The organism is Hydrogenophaga luteola (assembly GCF_042648585.1).
GTDB lineage: Bacteria > Pseudomonadota > Gammaproteobacteria > Burkholderiales > Burkholderiaceae_C > Hydrogenophaga > Hydrogenophaga luteola.
This window is the reverse complement of the sequence record NZ_JBHRXX010000007.1, coordinates 124,976-142,844: the sequence shown is the minus strand read 5'-3', so window position 1 is coordinate 142,844 and position 17,869 is coordinate 124,976. Positions and strand designations below refer to the sequence as shown.

The window sequence follows — 17,869 nt, the reverse complement described above, 5'->3', positions numbered from 1 at the left end:
ACTCAACCTCCTGCGGCGCGGGCACCGCCGGCGCGCAGAGCCCGCGCCACCCGGTGTCCCAGGGCTTCCGCCTGATCCAGTGTCTCGACGCGCGCCTGCTCCTGCACCCGCACCACCACGGCCCGCCCCTCTGGATCGCCCCAGGCGGCATCCAGGCACAGGGTCTGCGGCGCCTCCGCGTCCCAACGGGCGTACGCGGCCAGCGGCATCGAACAACTGCCGCCCATGGCGCGGGAGACCGTGCGCTCGGCCGCCACACGCAACCAGGTGGGCATGTGCACCAATGGAGCGAGGGCCTGCATCAGATCGGTGCGGTCGCTGCGGATTTCGATGCCCAGCGCACCCTGTCCCGCGGCGGGCAGCGACTGTTCAGGATCGAAGATGCTGCGGATGCGCGAAGACAGCCCCAGCCGCTTGAGGCCGGCCGCTGCCAGCACGATCGCGTGGTACTGGCCTTCGTCGAGTTTGCGCAGGCGTGTATCGAGGTTGCCGCGCAGCGGCTCGATGCGCACGTCCTGCCGACCCAGACGGTCGAGCGCCTCGCGCAGCAACACCAGACGACGCAGGCTGGACGTACCGACCACCCCGTTCTCGGGCAGATCGGCCAATGACGCGCAGGATGCAGATACCCAGGCATCGCGCGGGTCTTCCCGCTCCATCACGCAGGCCAGCGCGAAGCCCGGTGGCAGGTCCATCGGCACGTCCTTGAGCGAGTGCACCGCGATGTCGGCCCGCCGCTCCTCCAGCGCCACTTCCAGCTCCTTCACGAACAGACCCTTGCCCCCTACCTTGGACAGGCTGCGGTCCAAAATCTGGTCGCCCTGGGTCGTCATGCCCAGCAGCGTCACGCGATGGCCCAAAGATTGCAAGAGGGCCTTCACGTGCTCGGCCTGCCACAGTGCCAGACGGCTCTCCCGCGTGGCAATCGTGAGGTCAAGCGAAGCGGGCGGGTTTGAAATGGACACGGTGCGAAATCAAAAAAAGATCAGGCTGGAAGCGGCGTTTTGTACCTTGTTGGTAACGCCCAGGGTGGCTTTGGATGCTAGCATGCCCCTGCCCAAAATTTCAGCACAACCCCTCTCGGCCTCCCGTCGCCGCCACCCCGCATGAGCCCCTCCCCCGCCCGCAAAGCCGCCCCGTCACCCCGCAGCCGTGCAGGCGCCGACAAGGACCTGCCCCTGGTCGAAGACATCCGCCTGCTGGGCCGCATCCTGGGCGATGTGATCCGCGAGCAGGAGGGTAAGGCCATGTTCGAGCTGATCGAGCTGATCCGCCAGCTCTCGGTGGCGTTTCGCCGGCACGCCGACGAGTCGGCCGACAAGACGCTCAAGAAGCTGCTCAAGGGACTCTCAGGCCAGCAGACAGTGAGCGTGATCCGCGCCTTCACCTACTTCAGCCACCTGGCCAACCTGGCCGAAGACCGCCACCACATCCGCCGCCGCGCCATCCACGAGCGCGCGGGCGATGTGCAGCCCGGCAGCCTGGCCATGACGCTGCAACGCCTGCACAAGGCTGGCATCGCGCCTGCTCAGATCGTGCAGAGCCTGGCCGAAGCGCACATCTCTCCTGTGCTGACCGCCCACCCTACTGAGGTGCAGCGCAAGAGCATCTTGGACGCCGAGCGCGACATCGCCCGCCTGCTGGCCGAGCGCGACCACCTGCTGCCGCGCGAACTGGCCGACAACGAGTTGCAGCTGCGCGCCCGCGTCACCCAGCTGTGGCAGACCCGCCTGCTGCGCTACACCAAGCTCACCGTGGCCGACGAGATCGAGAACGCGCTGAGCTACTACCAGGCCACGTTCCTGAGCGAGATCCCGCGCCTGTACCGCGAGCTGGAAGAAGGACTGGGCGACGCCGCGGCCGAAGGGCTTGCGCCCTTCCTGCGCATGGGCCAGTGGATCGGCGGCGACCGCGACGGCAACCCCAACGTCACCGCACCCACACTGGACCTCGCCCTGCGCAGCCAGTGCGAGATGGTGCTGCGCCACCACCTGACCCAGATCCACCTGCTCGGCGCCGAGCTCTCGGTCTCGGCCATCCTCACGCAGGTCTCGCCTGCGATGCAGGCGCTGGCCGAGCGCTCGCCCGACCGCAACGCCCACCGCCAGGACGAGCCCTACCGCCGCGCCCTCACCGGCATGTACGCCCGTCTGGCCGCCACCCTGCAGGCGCTCACCGGCGGCGAAGCGGCACGGCATGCAGTCGCGCCGCAGGACCCCTACAGCGGCCCCGAGGAGCTGCTGGCCGACCTCCGCACCATTGAGGCGTCGCTGCTGGCGCACCATGGCGCCCACCTGGTGCGTGGCCGTCTGCGTCCGCTGATCCGCGCGGTGGAAGTGTTCGGCTTTCACCTCGCCACGGTGGACCTGCGCCAGAGTTCCGACAAACACGAAGAGGTGGTGGCCGAGCTCCTGGCCACGGCCCGCATCGAGCCGGACTACAGCGCCCTCGACGAAAACGCCAAACGCGACCTGCTGCTGAAACAGCTCAACGACGCGCGGCCACTGCGGGTGCCCGGCGCCGACTACTCGGCCCACGCGCAGAGCGAGCTGGCCATCTTCGAGACGGCCCGTGTGGCACGGCAGCGCTACGGCAACGCGGCAATCCGCCACGCCATCATCAGCCACACCGAAACGGTCAGCGACCTGCTCGAAGTGCTGGTGCTGCAGAAAGAGGTGGGACTGGTCCACGGCCTGCTGTCGGAGAACGCCGTGGCCGAACTGATTGTCGTGCCGCTGTTCGAGACCATCGAGGACCTGCGCAACGCCGCCCCCATCATGCGCGACTACTACGCCCTGCCCGGCGTGCGCGAGATGGTGCTGCGCGGCGCGGCCGACGGCTATGGCGAGCAGGACATCATGCTGGGCTACTCCGACAGCAACAAGGACGGTGGCATCTTCACCAGCAACTGGGAGCTCTACCGCGCCGAGATCGCACTCGTCGAACTGTTCGACCACCTTAACGAGGGTGCCGAGAAGACCATCGGTCTGCGCATGTTCCACGGCCGCGGCGGCACTGTGGGCCGTGGCGGCGGTCCGAGCTACCAGGCCATCCTGGCGCAGCCACCGGGCACGGTGCGCGGCCAGATCCGTCTGACCGAACAGGGCGAGGTCATCGGCTCGAAGTACGCCAACCCCGAGATCGGCCGGCGCAACCTCGAGACCCTGGTCGCCGCCACGCTGGAGGCCACGCTGCTGCAGCCCACGCGCAACGCGCCCAAGGCCTTCCTGGACGCCGCCGCAGAGCTGTCCACCGCCAGCATGAAGGCCTACCGCGCCCTGGTCTACGACACGCCGCGCTTCCCCGAGTACTTCTTCGCTGCCACGCCGATCCGCGAAATCGCCGAACTCAACATCGGCTCGCGCCCGGCCTCGCGCAAGGCCACACAGAAGATCGAAGACCTGCGGGCCATCCCCTGGGGCTTCAGCTGGGGCCAGTGCCGTCTGACGCTGCCCGGCTGGTACGGCTTCGGTTCGGCGGTCCAGACTTTTCTCAAAGGCGGCGGCGCCAAGGGGCTGGCCCAGCGCAAGGAACTGCTGCAGAAGATGTTCAGGCAGTGGCCCTTCTTCAGCACCCTGCTGTCCAACATGGACATGGTGATGGCCAAGAGCGACCTGGCCCTGGCCACCCGCTACGCAGAACTGGTCGAGGACAAGAAGCTGCGCAAGAAGGTGTTCGATGCGATTGAGGCCGAATGGCACCGCACAGCCGAAGCCCTGACCCTGATCACCGGCGAGAAGCAGCGCCTGGCCAACAACGAGGCCCTGCAGCGCTCGGTGCGCCACCGCTTCCCGTACATCGACCCGCTGCACCACCTGCAGGTCGAACTGGTGCAACGCCACCGCTCGGGCGATCTGGACAACGAGGACGAAAAGGTGCGCCGCGGCATCCACCTCTCGATCAACGGCATTGCGGCCGGTCTGCGCAACACCGGCTGAGGCCATCCCCGCGACGACAACGAGGGCAGGGGTCGGCCACTAGAATGAACGGGTGACCCACTTGACCAACGCCGACCTGCACTGCCACTCCGTCGTCTCGGATGGAACGCTCACGCCCGAAGAGCTCGCGCCTCGGGCCAAGACCAATGGCGTCGAACTCTGGGCGCTGACCGACCACGATGAGGTCGGTGGTCAGGAGCGCGCGGCAGCGGCGGCCCGGCAGGTGGGTCTTCCCTACCTCACCGGCGTCGAAATCTCGGTCACGTTTGCCAATGTCACAGTGCACATTGTCGGCCTGGGCTTTGACCCGACCGACCGGGCGCTTGTGAACGGGCTGCGCCAGACCCGCGGTGGCCGCGAGGAACGAGCCCGCCAGATGGGCGTGGAGTTGGCGCGGGTGGGCATTCCCGGCGCCTTCGAAGGCGCCATGAAGTACGTCGGTAACCCCGACCTGATCTCGCGCAGCCACTTCGCCCGCTACATCGTCGAGTCGGGCCATTGCCCCGACACCAACGCCGTGTTCCGCAAGTACCTTGCGGAGGGCAAGCCCGGTTTCGTGCCGCACCGCTGGGCCAGCCTGGGTGATGCGGTGAAGTGGATCACCAGCGCCGGCGGTGTCGCGGTGATCGCGCACCCAGCCCGCTACAAGTTCACCGCCAACGAAGAATTCGCGCTGTTCAACGAGTTCCGCGCACACGGTGGCCGGGGGGTCGAGGTGGTCACAGGCGCCCACAGCCAGGCCGACTATGCGAAGTACGCCGAGTTCTGCAGCGAGTTCGAGCTGCTGGCCTCGCGCGGCAGCGACTTCCACAGCCCCGACGAAAGCCACACCGACCTGGGCAAACTGCCCGACCTGCCCGGCGGCGTCACGCCGGTCTGGTCCCTGCTCGAATCGCGCATTCAGTGACGACCACGCCACCGGTGGCCCACGGCCGTCGAGCGGTTATGGGCGTTGCCTTTCTGGTCAGCGCCATGGCCTGCTTCGCGGTGCTGGACACAGCGGTCAAGGTGGCCGGCGCCTACATCTCGGTCCTTGTTGCGGTCTGGTTCCGTTATGTGTTCCAGGCCGTCGCGGTCACGGCCGTAATGCTGCCGGTGCGCGGCCGCAGTCTTTGGCGAACCACGCACCCACGCTTCCAGTTGCTGCGAGGGCTGCTGCTGCTGGCTGTGAGCGCCCTGTCATTCGTGAGTGTGCAGTTCATGCCATTGGGAGAATTCACAGCCTTCGTGATGACCACTCCCCTGGTCGTCACGCTGCTGGCGGCCACTTTCCTGGGGGAGCGGGTGTCGCCCTTGCGCTGGGTGCTGGTCGCCGGGGGGTTTGTCGGCGCCCTCCTAGTGGTGCAACCCGGCGGCGCGACGATCGGCTGGACCACGCTGCTGCCAGTGGCCATGGTGCTGACCTACGCAGGGTTCCAGATTCTGACCAGCCGCATGGCCCGCACCGAAGACCCGATGACCATGCACTTCTACACCGGCTGGGTCGGCGCGCTGATGGCTTCGGCCGTGCTGCCCTTCGTGTGGCAGGCCATGCCGGGCGCCCGCACCTTCGCGTTGCTCTGCCTGGTGGGACTGATGGGCACGGTGGGTCACTTCCTGCTCATCCTTGCGTTCGCCCGCACCAGCGCCTCGACGCTCACCCCCTTCGTCTATACCCAGATCGGTTTTGCGATGTTCTGCGGTTGGCTGGTGTTCGACCATGTGCCTGGCCCGCTGGAGTCGCTGGGCATCACCCTCATCGTGGCCTGCGGCGTTGCCGCGAGCTGGCTGACCGCCCGCAGGGGCCAAGGGTTGCCACAGCCCCCACAGCCCTGAATCCTTGGATCGACCAGCGCACAATCGCGTCATGTCCCAGTTTTTCGAAGTCCACCCCGACAACCCGCAGCCGCGCCTGCTCAAGCAGGCCGTGCAATTGCTCGAACGCGGCGGCGTGCTCGCGGTGCCGACCGACTCCAGCTACGCCCTGGTCTGTCACCTGGACGACAAGGCAGCGGCCGACCGGCTGCGCCGCATCCGCCAGGTCGACGACAAACACCACCTGACCCTGCTGTGCCGAGACCTGAGCGAGCTCTCCAGCTACGCCAAGGTCGACAACCGGCAGTACCGCCTGCTCAAGCTGGCCACGCCGGGACCCTATACCTTCATCCTCGAAGCCAGCAAGGAAGTGCCCCGGCGGGTGAGCCACCCGTCGCGCAAGACCATCGGGCTGCGGGTGCCCCAGCACACGGCCCTGCTGGCGCTGCTGGACCTGCACAATGCGCCGCTGCTGGCCACCACGCTGATCGCCCCGGGCGAGAGCGACCCGATGAACGACGCCAGCGAGATCCGGGAACGCTTTGAGCACGATCTGGACGGCGTGATCGACGCCGGTGCCTGCGCGCTCGAACCCACGTCCGTGATCGACCTGACGCCCATGGGCACCGGCGGCGAGCCCGAGGTGGTGCGCGAGGGCCGCGGGCCGCTGCAACCCCTGGGTCTGGGACAATAGCCCGATGGATTTCGCCGAGATCATTCAGAAAATCGCCATCTACGCCCTGCCCGTGCTGTTCGCCATCACGGTGCACGAGGCGGCCCACGGCTACGCCGCCCGGCATTTCGGCGACGACACCGCCTGGAAGCTGGGCCGCATCACGCTCAACCCGGTCAAGCACATCGACCCGGTCGGCACGATCGCGATGCCGCTGATCCTGTACTTCGCCACCTCGGGCGCCTTCCTGTTCGGTTACGCCAAGCCGGTGCCGGTGCAGTTCGGGCGCCTGAAGAACCCCAAGCGGGACATGGTCTGGGTGGCGCTGGCGGGGCCAGGTGCCAACTTGGCGCAGGCCATTCTCTGGACACTGGCGCTGTACCTTATGGTCTTCTTCGGTGTGGACGAGCGGTTCTTCCTGGAAATGGGTCGCGCCGGTGTGCTGGTGAACCTCGTGATGTTCGCCTTCAACCTGTTTCCCCTACCGCCTCTGGATGGCGGCCGCATCCTGGTCGGTCTGCTGCCCTGGAAGCAGGCCGTGATGGTCTCGCGCATCGAACCCTGGGGCTTTTTCATCGTGATGGCGCTGGTCATCATGGGTGTGATCGGTTCGCTCTGGATGTATCCGCTGATGGGCCTGACCAATTCCTTCATCGAGCTGTTGCTCACCCCGCTGCGCGCGCTGCTGTTCTGATTTCCTCTCCCGACTGTCCATGAGCCTCCAACGCGTCCTGACCGGCATCACCACGTCCGGCACCCCCCACCTGGGCAACTACGTCGGCGCCGTGCGCCCCACGGTGCGCGCCAGTCGCCTTCCGAACACCCAGAACTTCTACTTCCTGGCCGACTACCACGCGCTCATCAAGACCGGTGGCGCACCGGAACGCGTACAGCGGTCCACGCTGGAGATTGCGGCCACCTGGCTGGCCTGCGGACTGGACCCCGAGAAGGTGACCTTCTACCGGCAGTCGGACATCCCCGAGATTCCCGAACTCACCTGGCTGCTGACCTGCGTGACCGGCAAAGGCCTACTCAACCGCGCCCACGCCTACAAGGCGTCGGTCGACAAGAACAACGCGGCCGGTGAGGACCCGGACGCGGGTGTCACCGCCGGCCTGTTCATGTACCCGGTGCTGATGGCGGCCGACATCCTGATGTTCAACGCCCACCAGGTGCCGGTCGGGCGCGACCAGATTCAGCACATCGAGATGGCACGCGACATCGCCTCCAGCTTCAACCACCTCTACGGCGAACACTTCACCCTGCCCGAGGCGGTGACAGAAGACCACGTGGCCCTGCTGCCTGGCCTGGACGGTCGCAAGATGAGCAAGAGCTACGACAACACCATCCCGCTGTTCGCGCCCAAGGAACAGCTGCGCAAGCTCATCATGGGCATCGTGACCGACTCGCGCGCCCCCGGCGAGCCCAAGGACACCGAAGGCTCGGCCCTGTTCCAGCTCTACCAGGCCTTCGCGAGCGCAGAGGAAACCGCGGCACTGGCCAAGGCCTATGCCGACGGCATCGCCTGGGGTGACGCCAAGCAGGTGCTGTTTGACCGGCTGGAGCGCGAGATCGCACCGATGCGCGAGGTCTACGACACCCTCATCCAGAACCCGGCACAGATTGAGAAGACACTCAAGGCGGGTGCCGAGAAGGCCCGTGCCATCGCGACGCCCTTCACCGCCCGGCTGCGCCAGGCGGTGGGCCTGCGCTCACTGGCGGATCTGTCTGCCGGAACCACCACCAAGGCGGCCAAAGCGGCTGCGCCGGCCTTCAAGCAGTACCGCGAAAAGGACGGGCAGTTCTACTTCAAGCTGGTCGACGCACAAGGCAAGCTGCTGATCCAGAGCGCCGGTTTCCCGGCTCCGCGGGACGCGGCGGACGCCATCCGGCAGTTGCAATCGCAAGGAGAGGCCGCACTTGGGGTTCTTCAGGACCGGCTGTCGGTGACCGGGGCCCCCTCCGAGGTCGCCTCGGCCCTGCAGCATTTCGCTGCATCCGTGACCTGAGTCCGGGTTTGGCCGCCCATCCTGTCCACCACTTTTTCCCATTCGATGGCACCCAGTGAGACAATACGAGATGAGGACTGGAGTTCCACGCACGGCGCCTTGGGCCGGGGAAAACTAAAAACAAGGACTGCAATGGGTCGCAAATTGGTATCGCCAAGTACCGTCGATACCTATATGCTGGACCCTCGAAGCACCTATTCCTACCGCATTTGCCATGAGTATCTTTGTCATTGACGACCATCCCCTGATGCGCGAGGCCGTCGTCATGCTGCTTCGCCGCCTGCGGACCTCGACCCAGGTGATTGAACTGGAACGTCTGGCGACCGTCAGCCGTGCCATCGCCGAACATGGCGAACCCGAACTGGTGTGCCTGGACCTCAAACTGCCCGACACCCATGGTGTGTCGGGTGTGCGAGAAATCCGCCAGATGCTGCCCGACACCTCGCTCATCGTGCTGTCGGCGTCTCCGGCTTCCGACTACGAGGATCTGGCCCGAGAAGCCGGCGCCGACGCTTATGTGGAAAAGTCGGCCGGCGCGGCGCAAATCGGCCGCGTACTGCGCGAGTTCCTCGCCGATGAGCCTGAGGACGAGAACGCCCCGACGATTCCCGAGAAGCTCTCCAAGCGCCAGAAACAGTTGCTGGTCATGCTCGACCGGGGTCTGTCCAACCGCGACATCGCCGAGCAGCTCCAGATCAGTGAACACACGGTCAAGGTGCACCTGTGGCGCCTGTTCCGCCGCCTGAACGTCAAGAGCCGCTCGCAGGCCAGCCACCTCGCCCGCACGGCCGGTCTCCTGGACATGTGATTCAGGTGGGTACGTCCGGCACGCCTTGCTGCTGGGTGTAGAGCGGGATCATCACCCGGAACACGCTGCCCCTGTTGGCCTCGGAGGAAAGGGCCAGCTGGTAACCCATCATGGTCGCCAGCTTGGAGACGATGGTCAGTCCCAGGCCCAGACTGTCCTCGGTGCCATGGTGCTGCGAGACACGGAAGAACTCCTGGAAGATGGCCTGCTGGTGCTCGCGGGCAATGCCCACACCGGTGTCCCACACCTCGAACAGCAGCATGTCCTCGCGGTAGCGCAGGCCCAGCAACACGCCGCCTTTGCTCGTGTGCTTGAGGGCGTTGGACAGCAGGTTGCCCAGGATGCGCCTCAGCACCACAGGATCGGCCCAGATCACAGCAGGGCGGGTGTGGGTGCGCAACCGGATCGACTTGCCCGCAGCCACCGGAGCGAACTGCAGCGACAGATCGGCGAACAGTTGCTGGACATCCACGTGCTGAAGCCGCACCTTGTAGTTGCCGGCATCAATGCGCGTGAGGTCGAACAGCGAGTCGAACAGCTCGTTGATCGCCCGGGTGGACTGCAGGATGCGCGGCGAGATGTCGCGCGCCATCTCCGGCTCGGTGGCCAGCCAGTCGGCGTACAGGCTCAGCGCATGCACCGGCTGCCGCAGGTCGTGTGCGGCGGATGCCAGAAAGCGGTTCTTGGTCGCCACGGCGCGCAAGGAGGCCCGGGTTTGCTGCGTCAGGGAGTCGATCAGCTCCTGGTTCGAAAACTGGAGCTCGAAGCTGGAACGGTAGACCTCGTTGAGGCGTTTGCCGGCAGACATCAGCAACCACCAAAACAGAACCAGCAGAACCAGCAGGCCCGCACTGGTGTCGATGGGCATCGCGTTGGGCGACGGCGGGGATACCGTGAACGGCGCTGCAACCAGGGCGCCCGCGACCACCAGCACCACGGTGTTGGCGTAAGCGCGGAACACGGGCAGGTAGGGGCTGAACGAAACCAGAGAAATCAGCCCCTGTCCCATCACCAGCATCCCGCAGATGAACTGGACGCCGACACCTGATCGCCCGTAGCTCATCGGCACGACACTGGCCCAGAGAAAGGCAATGACCACCCAGGACCACTGATAGCGCCGGATGAAGGCCTTGCGCTGCGTGCCTTCCTGAATATCGAACTGGAGGCGGTAGATGCCCAGCATGCGGTAGCGGAACCCGATCATGAAGAGCAGCGCGAACACCCAGCCCAGCAACACGAACAGGTTGACCTCGTTCCACAGCATGAAGACCACCAGAGGGATGGCCATGAGGGCAGCCCCGAGGGTGGGCATCACGTTGTCCATGAGCACGGCGATCAGCCGCGAATTCACCCACTGGTCTCGCACCTCGGCGGTAGCCGGTACGTGCTGGTAGGTGGCGGGCTGGGTGTCGACAAGCATGTGTTGCGCTCTGGGTGGGTGGCATTGTCGCACCGCGTCCGGGCTGGTGAATCGCGGAAAAAGCGACACAGAAGCTGCTGCTAGAATGCGAGGCTTGACCGCGGAGAGGTGGCAGAGTGGTCGAATGCACCGGATTCGAAATCCGGCATACAGGATCTCCTGTATCGAGGGTTCGAATCCCTCCTTCTCCGCCAGGAATTCGTTCCACGACAACGCCCACTTCCAAGTGGGCGTTGTCGTTTCTGAGCGTCGTTCAGTCCCCCAGCAAGGCCGCCAGTCCACCCTCAGGCTCAAAGCGTCGGTTGCGGTAGTGCAGCCGCGTCGGTCCGGCCCACACGGGCTCGCGCACCGGGTGCGCGGGGTCGCCCGGGTAGCAGATCACGCGCTCACCGTTGTCGTCGAACGGCTGCGGTTCGATCAGGGCTGGCGGGCGCTGGCGGGCCAGGTCGAGTGCCCCGTCCACATCCCGGATGCGCGCCAGCTGCACCAGGCTCATGATCTGCGGCGGCGCCAGGTCGATCTCGCCGTCCCAGTAGCGCCGCAAGCCTTCGACCGGAGGCACCCACACCACCTCGGTGGCCTCGAAGTCGTCGTGCACCGCCTCCTGGTCCGGCGGCGCCACAGCAATGAAGAAACGGGTATCGAAGCGCTTGCGTGTCACCGAGGGCTGGCGTGGTGTGATCCAGCGCGACCAAGGCTGCAACGAGTCCGCCGGCAGCGCCAGCGCGCACTCCTCGCGGGTCTCGCGCAGCGCCGCAGCGAACAGGCCGCGAGCGATCTCGGGCGCCAGACCGGGTTCGCCCAACGTCCGGGCAAACCAGCCGGCGTCGTGGTCCAAACCCGGCAGTGCCGCCGCACCGTCCTGCACGTCCAGCTTGCCGCCGGGGAACACGTGCACGCCACCGAGCACGCCCGAGTCCCCGTGTCGCCGAACCATCAGCACCTCCAGACCGCGCACACCATCGCGCAGCACCATCACGGTGGCGGAGTCAATCGGTGCGCCGTCGACCGCGTCAAAGTGGATCTCGATGGCCATGCGGATCAGCCGGCGGTTTTCGGCGGCGGCTGCCAGCGGAAGAACATGGGGTAGACCCTCTCGACCACCGGCCCGTCGAAGGCCCAGGCCTTGCACTGGCCCAGGTGCATGGGCGGACGTCCGTCGCCCGCAGGCGCGAACGAAGACGAGCGGGTCTGGAAGGCCGCGGTGGCGAGGTTGAACAGCAGCTCGCGCAGGTGGGTGCAGCCGATGGTGCCGCCCAGATGGCGTTCGATGGTCTTGCGCCAGCCTTTGCCCAGCGTCTCGCCGATCAGGCCCTGCATGGGCGGCATGGCCTGCGGGCAAGGGTCGTGCGGATGGGCATCCATGCAGACCTGCACATCGCGGATCACCATGGCCTCGTCGACCGTGACGCGGATGCTCATGTGGTGGATCGGTTCGTTGGGTGCCCACTCGCCCTCGCCCTCGATTTCGAAGGCATGCGGCTTGGTATCAAGCATCTCGCCCTCGATGTCCCACAGACCGTCGTCGCGGCGGAAGCCGCGGTATTCGACACGGCGGGTGTGCATGGGGGTGCGGGCAACGGGTGGGGGCAATGGCAAGGGCGGCCTCGATCACGGTTCAGGTTCGGACAACCCCCGATTTTCCGCGATGGCGGCCGCGGCGCTGTCACCGGAACGCCTCGGCCAGCGCCGCCCCGGCACGGACCAGGCGATCCAGATCGGCAGTGCTGCGCACCGCCACCGGCTGCGCCAACATGAGGCGCCGGCCCAGCAGCAGCACCCAGGGTCGGTCCTGCTCGTTGGAAAAGGCGCTGGCCGCATCGTCCACCTGCGCCAGCAGGGCCTGGCGATGGGCTGGCTGGTCGAGCCAGTAGCGGGCCTGGGCGATGTCCACCGCCATCGGCAGGAAGCCAGGCAACCCGACGCCCTCGACCATGCGCAGCGCGCGCGCGTCGATCTGCCGGCCCGCATCCTCACCGAAGTGTGCGTCCAGTGCCTTGTCGAGAGCAAAGCCGGCAGCCTTCTGGGCCATGGTCGCCAGCAGGCCTTCGCCCTCGGTCAACTGGAGCGCGGGCAGCTCCTTGCCGCGCGGCACGCCGATCAGCAGGATGGGCGTGGTCGGCCCGCCAAAACCCTCGGTCCACCAGCGCAGCCGGTGGGTGCGGGTGGGGCCCGAACTCTTGCGGTGACGACCCCGGCGGTATTCGGCCGTCCAATGGTGACCGTCGGTGTGGCCCGACCAGCGCTGCAGGTCGAACAGACCTTCGGTGCCGTTCTCGAAGGTCCAGACGCGCGCAGCAGCGTCGGCGGTCAACTGACCCTGTGCCTGTTCGCGGTGCCGGCGCGCAGTGCGCGTGGCGATCCACAGCACCAAGGCCAGGAACGCGAATGGGGCGAGGAACACGAAAGCGGTCAGGTCCATGGCGGGCTCCCGCAGCGGTCGAGGCCCGCAGGCTAGCGCAAACCGGCGCCGTTGGCACGCGGCAGCGGCGCGCGGTCCAGCGCGTCGGCCCACATGGACTTCCAGGGCGCCCAGTCGTGACCGCCTGGCGCCGAGAGCAGGCGTTCCGGGGGCAGGAGGCCGGCCATCAGCGGTCCGAAGGGCTTGAGCCTGTCGTCGTCGCCATGACCAATGAGCAGGGGCGGCCGCTGCTGCGCGGGATCGCCATACCCCTGGAGCCAGAGCAGCAGCGCACGCTCATGCTCCCGCGGCCCAGGTGGCCGCTCCGGCCGCCAGTTCGCCAGACCACCGGCCTGCCACACCGCCTGCAGGTCCAGCCGCGGCGCCAGATAGGGCGCGAGCGCGATGATGCCGTCCACCTCGTCCGGATGGGCTCGCGCATAGCGCAGCGCGCCGAAACCGCCCAGCGAGATGCCGGCCAGCCAGACCGAGCGGTAACCCCGCGCCCGCGCTGGCTGGATCACGTCCTCGCGCAACCGCTGCTCGAACACGCCGGCATAGAAATAGCCCAGGTGCGTGTCAGCCACCACCACGTCGGCGTCGATGCCGCGCGCCCGAACCTGCTCGACGAAGCCTTCACGCACGATGTCCTGCGGCACCTCCTGCGCACCCGGCATGAACACGATCAGCGTCGGGCTGTGCGCGCCTGCGGCGCGCGGCAGGGACAGCACCTCCATCGGCACCCGCGGCTCGCGCACCAGCAGGCTGCAGCCGCTGAGCCCAGCCGCCAGGGCGAGCGCCAAGGCCGCGGCGGCCAGCCGGCGCGCGACGGCGCTGGCACAGGGGTTCACGGCTTCGCGCCCTGGTGCAGCATCCACTGCGCGGCGGCACCGCACAGCGCCAGACCCAGCATGAGCCAGCCAAGGTTGACCGCGCCCTCGTGTTGGAACAGGCCAACAGCAAAACCGCCGACCGCGCCCATCAGCTGCTGCGCCAGGCCAGCCACGGCGGCGGCCGACCCGGCCAGCGCCGGCAACAAGCCCACCGTGCCAGCGAGCGCGGGCGGCACCAGCAGGCCGTGGCCAATGCCCAGCAGCACCAGCGGCAGCGCAAACGCCAGCGAGGTGTTCAGGCCCGCCAGCGCGAGCAACAGCATCAGCGCCACGCCACCCACCGTGAGCACCTGCCCGAGCCGCATGATGCGGCGCTCGCTGATGCGGTGCGAGAGGTGCGTGGTCAGGTAGTTGCCCACGATGTACGAGCCCGGGATCGCCATGATGTAGAAGCCGATGCCGTCGGGCTTGACGCCGTAGCTGCCCAGCACGATCGGTGCACCGCCGAGGAAGGCGTAGAAGGTGGCGCTGGTCATGGCCAGCAGCAGCACGTGCAGGCCGAACGAGGGCTCACGCGCCAGCTGTGCGTAGGACGAGAGCATGGCCTTGAGCCAGTGCGGCTGCACGCCGATGGCGCTCTGGTGCTCGGGCAGGCCGCGCCAGGCTGCGATGAACAACAGCACCGCCAGCACGGCCATGACGACGAAGTTCGACTGCCAGCCCAGGCGCACATGCAGCTGGCCGCCGATGATGGTGGCCAGCGGCGGACACAGGCCCATGGCCATGCCCACGTAGGCCATGACCCGGGTGCGCTCGGGCCCGGCGAACAGGTCCTGCACCAGCGCCCGGCCAATCACCATGCAGGCCGCACTGCCCGCGCCCTGCAGCAGCCGCGCCAGCACCAGGGTCGGCAGATCGGGCGCGAAAACCGCCATCACCGAACCGGCGAAGGCAATGACCAGGCCGATCATCAGGATGCGCTTGCGGCCCAGCCGGTCCGACAGCGGACCGTACACCAGCTGCAGTGAGCCGTAGGTGACGACGTAGCCGCTGAAGGTCAGCTGCACCGCCGCCTGGCTGGAACCGAACATGGCGCCCCACTCCTGCATCGACGGCAGGCAGATGGTCATGGCCAGCAGGCCAAAGGCGAGTTGCGCCAGCAGGTTGGCGATCAGCAGGCCGTGGGGAGCGGACGTGGAGGTGTCGGGTGCGGTCATGAAGCCCCCGAGGCTACCGCGGTTCGCGCACATGCGGCGTCCGCTGCGCGATACCCCCGGCTACCATCGCGCCATGAACACCCAGTACTGGCTGATGAAGTCCGAGCCCGAGGAATGCTCGATCGACGACGCCCTGGCCGCGCCTGGCGCCACCGTGCCCTGGACGGGCGTGCGCAACTACCAGGCGCGCAACTTCATGCGCGACGCGATGCGCGTCGGTGACGGCGTGCTGTTCTACCACTCCAGCTGCGCCGAGCCCGGCATCGTGGGACTGGCGCGCGTGGCCTCGGAGATCAAGCCCGACCCGACCCAGTTCGACCGGGCCTCGCCCTATTTCGACCCCAAGTCAAAACCCGAGTCCCCGCGCTGGCTGCTGCGGGATGTGCAGGCGCTGAAGAAGACCCGACTGATCGGCCTGCCCGAGCTGCGCGCCACGCCCGAGCTGGCCGACATGGTGGTGCTGCAGCGCGGCAGCCGGCTCTCGATCACGCCGGTGAGCGAGGCGCACTGGCGCTTCATCACCGAACGGTTGCTCGGCGCCTGAGGCCCAAGCCCCAGGCGATCAGGCCGGCCGCCACGACCGCGGCAAAGCCCCAGCCCAGCGCGCGCGAAAGCGGCAGCTCGCCCTCGCGCGCGGCGCCCATGAAGAACAGCACGAAAGCCAGCAGGTGCACGCCGGCCCGCTGCAGCCGCACCCAGAGCTGATCAGGACGGACCGTCCACGCCAGCGCCACGTCCACACACCACCAGACAGCGAACACCGTGTCCAGCCGCGGCGCGCTCACGCGGGGCGTGTTCAGCACCCGCGACCAGTCGTTGCCGAACAGCTCGACCACCGCCCACCAGAAGTGCACCGCAAACACCAGCAGCGAGGCGGTCCAGGTGATGCGCCACAGCCGCGCAGCCCAGCCAGCGCGCGCCGCCAGCGGTAGCAGGGCCAGCGCGGGTGCGGCCAGCAGCAGCGAGGCCCAGATGGTGAAGAAGGTACGGTGCAGGTCTTCGCGCTGCGCCTCCGACACGTCGGCCACGCCGCCGCCCGGTGGCGAGAGGGAAAACAGCGGCCAGTCCCGCGTCCAGGCGGCCGCCACAAACACCAGCACCAGGGCCAGCGCGGCCAGCAGCACCGTGGTCATCAGATCGGTCCGGCGCGCCGCGCGCGCCTCGTTCCACGGGGTCATTTCAATCCTTCATGTGTTGTCGGGTCATCGGGAAGTGGCAGAAATCGCCTCGGCCATCCGCGCATTCAGCAGTGCCTGGGCGCCCAGCGTGTGCGCCAGCCGAACCACTTCGCCACACAGCTCGTTGATTTCAGTCGGCCGGCCCGCGGCCAGGTCTTCGGCCATGCTCGACCGGGCGTGCGCATCCATGCGCAGCATGCGGAAAGCGACCAACCGGAACAGTGGCGTTGGCAGCCGAAGCACCTGCAGGAAGCGCTCCCAGGGCAAGGGCGTGACGCGATGCGGTTCGATGCGGGCCCGGCGCAGCAGGACCAGCGCCTCTTCCACCAGATCGGCGTAACGGCGGCGGTGGCCGGCGTCCAGCAGCTGCGCCTTCAGCGGCAGACCAGACAGCGCGTTGACCGGGTTGTTCAGGTTGAGCAACAGCTTGCCCCACTGCACCGGCAGCATGTCGGCGTGCAGCGCCAGCGGCATTCCGGCGCGCTCAAACACCGGCCGCCAGCCCGCCAGGCGTGCCGACGCCTGCGCCGCCAGTTGTCCCGACGTGGCCCGGTGGAAATGACCCGGTCCGCGCCGCATGATGTTGAACGGCACCATGGCCGGCAGCAGGCGGAGCTGGGGCGCAGCCTGCATCGCGTCGGCCGCCGGGAACAGCCCGTTCTGGCAGCACAGCACCGGCGTGTCTCTGGGCACCGTCTGCGCGAGGCGAGCAAGCGCCGACACCAGTGCGGGGCGCTTGACACACAAGAGCACCAGCGATGGCCGGGCGCCCTCCGGCACGTCCGTGTGCAGCTGCAGGGCCGACGCGGGCACCTCGCTGCGCCCACCAGAGAGGTCGGTCAGTTGCAGCCCATGCGCCGCCAGCTCGTCGAGCATCCCGCTCCGCCCGACAAAGCACACAGGTACCCCGGCCGCCTGGAGACGACCACCGAGGTAACAACCCACCAGGCCGGCGCCCACCACCAGCACCGGCCCCGGGACCAATTCGTCGGGCGGCTCCGGTCGGGTCATTGGCCACCAGCCACCGGAGCGGTGCGGCGGCGCACCGGGCCGGCGGCCTGCTCGATGGTCTCGCGCAAATCGCGCAGCAGCCCCAGCGCCATCAGGAGTTCGGCCAGCACGAACATCGGCCCCACCAGCAGGCCGCGCAGGTCATCGAAGAAGGCCGGCTTTCGCCCCTCCCACACATGCCCGACCGCCTGGAACACCCAGCCGACCACGAAACTGCCCAGCCCCCAGGCGAGCCAGGTGGTCATGTCCGCCTCAGCGAGGGGATCGGCCAGCGCCACCATCCCTCCCAGCACCGCGAGGGTGGGCACCGTCAGCGACCAGCGCCCCTGCCGCAGGTACCAGACGCCCGTGAGCGCCCAGACCAGCCAGTGCGCGCCCGGCAGCAGAGCATCGGCCCCGCCCAGAGGCACGCGCGCCAGCATCACCGCGATGCCGAAGGCGATCAGCGGGATGCCGACAAAGTGGGTCGCGATGTTGCGCGGGTCGCGGTGGTAGCGCGCGTACTCGATCAGTTGGCGGGTGGCGGTTTCCATGCGTGTCTCCTTGTTGTGGCGGCGCTGAAAGCGGCAAGGATGGCGGCACGGCGC

18 protein-coding genes and 1 tRNA gene are annotated in these 17,869 nt (G+C 67.7%); 9 read left to right on the top strand and 10 right to left on the bottom strand.

Going from position 1 to position 17,869, the window contains the following annotated elements; genetic code table 11:
- Positions 1 to 2: 2 nt before the first annotated feature.
- Positions 3 to 959 (bottom strand): hydroxymethylbilane synthase, encoded by a 957-nt coding sequence (gene hemC, locus ACFOPI_RS15340; RefSeq protein WP_382177186.1) that lies wholly within the window; start codon positions 957 to 959, stop codon positions 3 to 5.
- Between the two features lie 147 nt (positions 960 to 1,106).
- Here hemC and ppc point away from each other — a divergent pair, with 147 nt between their 5' ends.
- The 7 genes from ppc (at position 1,107) to ACFOPI_RS15305 (ending at position 9,222) form a co-directional block, all read left to right on the top strand.
- Positions 1,107 to 3,938, top strand: a complete 2,832-nt coding sequence (ppc, locus tag ACFOPI_RS15335; RefSeq protein WP_382175470.1) for a phosphoenolpyruvate carboxylase — start codon at positions 1,107 to 1,109, stop codon at positions 3,936 to 3,938.
- Between the two features lie 52 nt (positions 3,939 to 3,990).
- On the top strand, positions 3,991 to 4,845 hold the full coding sequence (locus ACFOPI_RS15330) for a 3',5'-nucleoside bisphosphate phosphatase (RefSeq protein ID WP_382175467.1): 855 nt from the start codon (positions 3,991 to 3,993) through the stop codon (positions 4,843 to 4,845).
- Between the two features lie 38 nt (positions 4,846 to 4,883).
- Positions 4,884 to 5,753: a DMT family transporter gene (locus ACFOPI_RS15325; protein ID WP_382175465.1), complete on the top strand. Its 870-nt coding sequence runs from the start codon at positions 4,884 to 4,886 to the stop codon at positions 5,751 to 5,753.
- A gap of 31 nt (positions 5,754 to 5,784) precedes the next feature.
- On the top strand, positions 5,785 to 6,426 hold the full coding sequence (locus tag ACFOPI_RS15320; protein WP_382175463.1) for an L-threonylcarbamoyladenylate synthase: 642 nt from the start codon (positions 5,785 to 5,787) through the stop codon (positions 6,424 to 6,426).
- Between the two features lie 4 nt (positions 6,427 to 6,430).
- Positions 6,431 to 7,099, top strand: coding sequence for a site-2 protease family protein (locus ACFOPI_RS15315; RefSeq protein WP_382175460.1), 669 nt, complete (start codon positions 6,431 to 6,433; stop codon positions 7,097 to 7,099).
- Positions 7,100 to 7,118: 19 nt separating this feature from the next.
- On the top strand, positions 7,119 to 8,414 hold the full coding sequence (locus ACFOPI_RS15310; protein WP_382175458.1) for a tryptophan--tRNA ligase: 1,296 nt from the start codon (positions 7,119 to 7,121) through the stop codon (positions 8,412 to 8,414).
- Positions 8,415 to 8,628: 214 nt separating this feature from the next.
- Complete coding sequence (locus tag ACFOPI_RS15305; RefSeq protein ID WP_079365478.1) at positions 8,629 to 9,222, top strand: response regulator transcription factor; 594 nt, start codon at positions 8,629 to 8,631, stop codon at positions 9,220 to 9,222.
- Position 9,223: 1 nt separating this feature from the next.
- Here the strand turns inward: ACFOPI_RS15305 and ACFOPI_RS15300 are convergent, their stop codons facing one another.
- Entirely contained in the window at positions 9,224 to 10,642 is a 1,419-nt protein-coding gene (locus ACFOPI_RS15300; protein WP_382175454.1) for a sensor histidine kinase, read from the bottom strand.
- Positions 10,643 to 10,744: 102 nt separating this feature from the next.
- On the opposite strand from ACFOPI_RS15300, the gene ACFOPI_RS15295 reads away from it, so the two are divergent.
- Positions 10,745 to 10,836, top strand: a tRNA-Ser gene (locus tag ACFOPI_RS15295).
- Positions 10,837 to 10,895: 59 nt separating this feature from the next.
- On the opposite strand, the gene ACFOPI_RS15290 is transcribed toward ACFOPI_RS15295, so the two are convergent.
- The 5 genes from ACFOPI_RS15290 to ACFOPI_RS15270 form a co-directional block, all read right to left on the bottom strand.
- Positions 10,896 to 11,678: an NUDIX hydrolase gene (locus ACFOPI_RS15290; RefSeq protein ID WP_382175451.1), complete on the bottom strand. Its 783-nt coding sequence runs from the start codon at positions 11,676 to 11,678 to the stop codon at positions 10,896 to 10,898.
- Between the two features lie 5 nt (positions 11,679 to 11,683).
- Entirely contained in the window at positions 11,684 to 12,208 is a 525-nt protein-coding gene (locus ACFOPI_RS15285) for a DUF2889 domain-containing protein (RefSeq protein ID WP_382175449.1), read from the bottom strand.
- Between the two features lie 100 nt (positions 12,209 to 12,308).
- Positions 12,309 to 13,064, bottom strand: coding sequence for a hypothetical protein (locus ACFOPI_RS15280; RefSeq protein ID WP_382175447.1), 756 nt, complete (start codon positions 13,062 to 13,064; stop codon positions 12,309 to 12,311).
- A gap of 32 nt (positions 13,065 to 13,096) precedes the next feature.
- Positions 13,097 to 13,894: an alpha/beta hydrolase-fold protein gene (locus tag ACFOPI_RS15275; RefSeq protein ID WP_382175445.1), complete on the bottom strand. Its 798-nt coding sequence runs from the start codon at positions 13,892 to 13,894 to the stop codon at positions 13,097 to 13,099.
- Positions 13,891 to 15,093: a multidrug effflux MFS transporter gene (locus tag ACFOPI_RS15270; RefSeq protein WP_382175442.1), complete on the bottom strand. Its 1,203-nt coding sequence runs from the start codon at positions 15,091 to 15,093 to the stop codon at positions 13,891 to 13,893. The genes ACFOPI_RS15275 and ACFOPI_RS15270 overlap by 4 nt, the downstream gene beginning before the upstream one ends.
- Positions 15,094 to 15,166: 73 nt before the next feature.
- On the opposite strand from ACFOPI_RS15270, the gene ACFOPI_RS15265 reads away from it, so the two are divergent.
- Positions 15,167 to 15,637: an EVE domain-containing protein gene (locus ACFOPI_RS15265; protein ID WP_382175439.1), complete on the top strand. Its 471-nt coding sequence runs from the start codon at positions 15,167 to 15,169 to the stop codon at positions 15,635 to 15,637.
- Here the strand turns inward: ACFOPI_RS15265 and ACFOPI_RS15260 are convergent.
- Genes ACFOPI_RS15260 through ACFOPI_RS15250 form a run of 3 tightly spaced genes read right to left on the bottom strand, consistent with a single transcriptional unit; the run spans position 15,612 to position 17,815 of the window.
- Positions 15,612 to 16,271 (bottom strand): hypothetical protein, encoded by a 660-nt coding sequence (locus ACFOPI_RS15260; RefSeq protein ID WP_382175436.1) that lies wholly within the window; start codon positions 16,269 to 16,271, stop codon positions 15,612 to 15,614. The genes ACFOPI_RS15265 and ACFOPI_RS15260 overlap by 26 nt on opposite strands.
- Positions 16,272 to 16,295: 24 nt before the next feature.
- Positions 16,296 to 17,282: a 2-dehydropantoate 2-reductase gene (locus ACFOPI_RS15255; protein ID WP_382175434.1), complete on the bottom strand. Its 987-nt coding sequence runs from the start codon at positions 17,280 to 17,282 to the stop codon at positions 16,296 to 16,298.
- On the bottom strand, positions 17,279 to 17,815 hold the full coding sequence (locus tag ACFOPI_RS15250; RefSeq protein WP_382175431.1) for an Mpo1 family 2-hydroxy fatty acid dioxygenase: 537 nt from the start codon (positions 17,813 to 17,815) through the stop codon (positions 17,279 to 17,281). The genes ACFOPI_RS15255 and ACFOPI_RS15250 overlap by 4 nt, the downstream gene beginning before the upstream one ends.
- Between the last annotated feature and the right edge of the window lie 54 nt (positions 17,816 to 17,869).

Bases quoted from the DNA above. Each gene is read 5' to 3' on its own strand.
- ppc (WP_382175470.1), top strand. From the start codon at position 1,107: ATGAGCCCCTCCCCCGCCCGCAAAGCCGCCCCGTCACCCCGCAGCCGT.
- ACFOPI_RS15325 (WP_382175465.1), top strand. From the start codon at position 4,884: ATGGGCGTTGCCTTTCTGGTCAGCGCCATGGCCTGCTTCGCGGTGCTG.
- ACFOPI_RS15320 (WP_382175463.1), top strand. From the start codon at position 5,785: ATGTCCCAGTTTTTCGAAGTCCACCCCGACAACCCGCAGCCGCGCCTG.
- ACFOPI_RS15315 (WP_382175460.1), top strand. From the start codon at position 6,431: ATGGATTTCGCCGAGATCATTCAGAAAATCGCCATCTACGCCCTGCCC.
- ACFOPI_RS15310 (WP_382175458.1), top strand. From the start codon at position 7,119: ATGAGCCTCCAACGCGTCCTGACCGGCATCACCACGTCCGGCACCCCC.
- ACFOPI_RS15305 (WP_079365478.1), top strand. From the start codon at position 8,629: ATGAGTATCTTTGTCATTGACGACCATCCCCTGATGCGCGAGGCCGTC.
- ACFOPI_RS15300 (WP_382175454.1), bottom strand. From the start codon at position 10,642: ATGCTTGTCGACACCCAGCCCGCCACCTACCAGCACGTACCGGCTACC.
- ACFOPI_RS15290 (WP_382175451.1), bottom strand. From the start codon at position 11,678: ATGGCCATCGAGATCCACTTTGACGCGGTCGACGGCGCACCGATTGAC.
- ACFOPI_RS15285 (WP_382175449.1), bottom strand. From the start codon at position 12,208: ATGCACACCCGCCGTGTCGAATACCGCGGCTTCCGCCGCGACGACGGT.
- ACFOPI_RS15280 (WP_382175447.1), bottom strand. From the start codon at position 13,064: ATGGACCTGACCGCTTTCGTGTTCCTCGCCCCATTCGCGTTCCTGGCC.
- ACFOPI_RS15270 (WP_382175442.1), bottom strand. From the start codon at position 15,093: ATGACCGCACCCGACACCTCCACGTCCGCTCCCCACGGCCTGCTGATC.
- ACFOPI_RS15265 (WP_382175439.1), top strand. From the start codon at position 15,167: ATGAACACCCAGTACTGGCTGATGAAGTCCGAGCCCGAGGAATGCTCG.
- ACFOPI_RS15260 (WP_382175436.1), bottom strand. From the start codon at position 16,271: ATGACCCCGTGGAACGAGGCGCGCGCGGCGCGCCGGACCGATCTGATG.
- ACFOPI_RS15255 (WP_382175434.1), bottom strand. From the start codon at position 17,282: ATGACCCGACCGGAGCCGCCCGACGAATTGGTCCCGGGGCCGGTGCTG.
- ACFOPI_RS15250 (WP_382175431.1), bottom strand. From the start codon at position 17,815: ATGGAAACCGCCACCCGCCAACTGATCGAGTACGCGCGCTACCACCGC.